Below are 4,168 nucleotides of genomic sequence, written 5' to 3'. Positions count from 1 at the left end.
ATGTAGGTATTGCCCCCCGCCACGTCCATAGCGACCCTTGCCGGGTGCACGGCAGCGTCCCATATCCGGCGCGAGGCCACGTCCTCCCCCGCCCCGCGCGGGTCGAAGTCCGGGACGGCCCGGCTCTCTTGTAAAAGGAGGGCATATGGCCTGGATACTGTTGTTTGTAGCGGGTCTTCTCGAAGTCGTCTGGGCCAGCACGATGAAGCTCTCCGACGGGTTCACCCGTCCCCTACCCGCCGCCATCACGATCGTCGCGCTGATCGCCAGCTTCGCGTTGCTGGCCGCCGCGATGCGCGAACTGCCGCTGGGCACCGCCTACACGATCTGGACCGGCATTGGTGCGATCGGCGCATTCGTTGTCGGCATCGTGTTTCTGGGGGAGGCAATCACCCCCGCCCGCTTGCTCGCCGCCGTGCTGATCGTCAGCGGGATCGGGTTGATGAAGCTGTCGTCATAGCTTCACGCGGCTAGTGGCGACCGATTAGCAGCCTGCGCACGGTCGCCAAAACCAACCAGCAGACCCCGCCCGTAAGAAGGGGCATGGTCAGGTGGTCGTGGAATGAACCGAGCTTTGCGGGAACGTCATAGGTCGCGAGCACGAGCAGCGCACTGGCGACAGCGAGGACGCCCACCGTCAGCCGTGCCTCAAATACCCGGCGGATCACGCTATTCTTCCCGCCCCTCGTGAATACCCAGCAGCTTCAGCTTCCGGTGCAGCGCCGACCGCTCCATCCCGATGAAATGCGCCGTGCGGGAGATATTGCCCGAAAAGCGCTTAATCTGAACCCGCAGATATTCGCGCTCGAAACTCTCGCGCGCTTCCTTCAGCGGCGCGCCCATGATCGTCACCGCGCCCATCCTGCCATCGTCGCGGCGGCCCAGCACATCGGTCGGCAGCATGTCGATATCGATCCGACCGATCCGATCGCCCGGTGCCAGGATCACCGTCGCCTCGACCACATTGCGCAGCTGGCGGACATTGCCCGGCCACTCATAGCTTTGCAGCGCGACCATCGCCTCGCCCGCGACTTCCGGCGTCGGCACGCGGCGTTCGGTCGCGTAATGCGCCACGAAATGCTCGACGAGCGCCGGAATATCCTCGCGCCGCTCGGTCAGCGGCGGTATCGCCACCGGCACCACGTTCAGGCGATAGAACAGGTCCTCACGAAACCGCCCTTCGGCAATTTCGGCGGTCAGGTCGCGCCCGGTGGCGGACACCACGCGCACATCGACCTTCACCTGCCGCTGCCCACCGACGCGGTTGAACTTCTGTTCGGTCAGCACGCGCAGGATCCGCCCCTGCGTCGTCAGCGGCATGTCGGCAATCTCGTCCAGGAACAGCGTGCCCCCATGCGCCTGTTCGAGCAGGCCGGGATGGACCAGATCGCCATCCTCAACCCCGAACAGCTCCTCCTCCATCCGCTCGGGCGTCATCCGCGCGGCGCTGACGATCACGAACGGACCGTTCGCGCGATTGCTCCATTCATGCAGCAGCCGCGCGGCAACTTCCTTGCCCGTGCCCGGCCCGCCGGTGATCATCACCCGGCTGCCGGTCGCCGCCACGCGCTTCAGCGTCGCGCGCACCGTGTTGATCGCGCCCGACGTGCCGTGCAGGTCGGTCCCGCGCCCCACGCTCGCGCGCAGCGAAGCGACTTCGCGCCGTAGCCGCTCGGTCTCGGTGGCACGCTCGACCAGCAGCATCAGCCGCTCGGCCTCGAACGGCTTTTCGATGAAGTCCGATGCCCCGCGCCGGATCGCGGCGACCGCGGTATCGAGATTGCCATGGCCCGAAAACACCAGCACCGGGATCGACGGATCGCGCCGCTTGATCTCGTCCAGCAGGTCCAGCCCGTCTAGCCGCGATCCCTGCAGCCACACGTCGAGCAGGACCAGGCTCGGCCGCCGCTCGGCTATCGCCTCCAGCGCAGCATCGCTGTCGGCGGCGCTGCGCGTCTCATAGCCCTCGTCCTCCAGCACGCCCGCGACCAGCTCGCGGATATCGGCTTCGTCATCGACGACCAGGATATCGAGTTTCATTGTGCATTTCCGTTCTTGGTCGGGGTCAGCGCGGTTAGCCCGGCTGCACCCTGTTCCGTCTCGTCACTACCCCCGGTTCCCACCAGCCGCTCCAGCGTCGCCGTGTCGAAACACAGCGTCACGACCGTCCCCCCGCCGTCCCGATCGGCAAAGGCCATCGTGCCGAAATGCTCCTCGACGATCTTCTTGACGATCGCCAGGCCCAGGCCCGTGCCGCGCGCGCGCGTTGTCATGTACGGCTCGACGATCCGCTCGCGCTCGGCGGGCAGGCCGACGCCATTGTCGGCAATCTCGATGATCAGCTGGGCATCGGCGGCCTCGCGCACCGCCATGCTGATCGCGCCCGGCGCATCGGGATCGGTCCGCGCCTCGATCGCCTCGACCGCGTTCTTGACCAGATTGGTCAGCGCCTGGCCCAGCTGGCGGCGGTCGCACACTAATGACGGCAGGCCATCGGGCGCGTCGAAGGTGAAGTGAATTTCGGGCTTGGCAACCTCGTGCAGGAACAAAGTCTGGCGCGCGACATCGATGATCGATTCCGCGCGGAAGATCGGCTTTGGCATCCGCGCAAAGGACGAGAATTCGTCCACCATCCGGCGCAGATCGCCCACCTGGCGCACGATCGTGTCGGTCAGCTTGGCAAAGGTGCCATCGTCGCTCTCGATCGTCTTGCCGTAGCGGCGCTGGAGCCGCTCGGCGGCGAGCTGGATCGGGGTCAGCGGGTTCTTGATCTCATGCGCGATGCGTCGCGCCACGTCGGACCACGCCGCGCGCCGCTGGTCGAGCAATTGCTGGGTGATGTCGTCGAACGTCAGCACCTGCCCCGCTTCGTCGCGGGTGATCTTGACCGCCAGCGTCCGCGCCTCGCCCCCGCTGGTCAGCTGCACGATATCCTCGCGCGTCTCCCCGCCCAGCACCGCGTCCAACTCCGGCGCGACCTCGGCCAGCAGCTTGCCCACCGGCGCATCGCCGGGCTGGAGCAGCGTCATCGCCGAACTGTTGATCAGCCGGATGCGCCGCTCGGCATCGATCGACAGCACGCCCGCCGTCACGCCCGACATCACCGCCTCGATCAGCGCGCGGCGGCTTTCGGATTCGGCATTGGCGTCGACCAGCGCATTGGTCTGCTCCTGCAGCCGGTCGGTCATCCGGTTGAACGCCGTGGCCAGCGTGCCGATCTCGTCGTCCGCCCGCGGTGTGGGCACGCGGGTCCCAAGGTCGCCGTCTGCCACTTCGCGCGCGGCCTTGACCAGATCGCCGACCGGCCGGACCAGGCGGTCGGCAATCTCCAGCGCCGCCCAAACGGCGAGGCCCACGATCAGCAGCGACAGCACGAGTAGCGCGACGTTGAATTGCAGTTGCAGTGTGCGCGAACGGTCGGTGAGCGTTTTGTAGTCGATCACCACCGAATCGGCGCGCGTCTTGCGATCAAGCAGCGCCTGATCGACCACACGCGCGGCATAGAGATACGTGTCCGGCGCTGTGGCGAACCGCGTAATCGCGCGAATGCGCCCGCCCGCATCTTCGACCACAACGCGCTTCGCGCCGCTCTTCAACTGGTTGATCGCGCCCGGGCTGATCTGCTCTTCGATCAGGCGGTCATACGGGTTGAGGATTGCCAGAACGATGATTTCACCCGTTGCGGTCTGTCGGACAATCGCCGCCTCCGACAACTCCCGCTGGGTGGTCTGAACAAGAAGATAGTTGAAAAAAGTCTGGCTATCGATCGGAACGCCATCGACCAGCGCCCCGGCGAGGTCGGTGGACATTGCTTCGGTATTCGCGCCTACGCGCTCTTGCAGATCGCTAAGCGCCGCAGCCGCAACCGCTGAGGCATTCTCCAGCATCCCACGCGCCCGGTCTGAAAACCAGAACTCAACGCCGTATTGGAACAACAGCGACGCCACGATCGACACAAAGATCGTCGGCACGCTCGCGAGGATCGAAAAGATCGCCACCAGCCGCACATGCAACCGCGCCCGCCCGCCCAGCGGCGAGCGCGCTGCGCGCCGCATCGCCACCCGCCGTCCGAACAGCACGATCAGCGCCACCAGTGGAATGAGGTTGCCGACCAGCAACAGCGCGACCCGCTGGCGGCTGAGCATCACCCCCTTTGTCGAGCTGCTGG

At 66.2% G+C, this 4,168-nt stretch carries 3 protein-coding genes; 1 reads left to right on the top strand and 2 read right to left on the bottom strand.

What is annotated here, in order from left to right:
- Positions 1–145 precede the first annotated feature (145 nt).
- Positions 146–460: a DMT family transporter gene (locus tag AX681_RS08865; protein WP_066659881.1), complete on the top strand. Its 315-nt coding sequence runs from the start codon at positions 146–148 to the stop codon at positions 458–460.
- Between the two features lie 209 nt (positions 461–669).
- On the opposite strand, the gene ntrX is transcribed toward AX681_RS08865, so the two are convergent.
- Both ntrX and AX681_RS08850 read right to left on the bottom strand, forming a co-directional pair.
- The gene (gene ntrX / locus AX681_RS08855) at positions 670–2,040 is read right to left on the bottom strand and encodes a nitrogen assimilation response regulator NtrX (protein ID WP_066659885.1); all 1,371 of its coding nucleotides are present in this window, start codon (positions 2,038–2,040) and stop codon (positions 670–672) included.
- A partial coding sequence (locus AX681_RS08850) for a sensor histidine kinase NtrY-like (RefSeq protein ID WP_156456063.1) occupies positions 2,037–4,168 on the bottom strand: 2,132 nt, incomplete at its 5' end. The genes AX681_RS08850 and ntrX, both read right to left, overlap by 4 nt.

The sequence above is a fragment of the Sphingomonas sp. CCH9-E2 genome, assembly GCF_001557215.1.
Lineage (GTDB): Bacteria > Pseudomonadota > Alphaproteobacteria > Sphingomonadales > Sphingomonadaceae > Sphingomonas.
This window is presented reverse-complemented; position numbering and strand designations above follow the sequence as displayed.

Bases quoted from the DNA above. Each gene is read 5' to 3' on its own strand.
- ntrX (WP_066659885.1), bottom strand. From the start codon at position 2,040: ATGAAACTCGATATCCTGGTCGTCGATGACGAAGCCGATATCCGCGAG.
- AX681_RS08865 (WP_066659881.1), top strand. From the start codon at position 146: ATGGCCTGGATACTGTTGTTTGTAGCGGGTCTTCTCGAAGTCGTCTGG.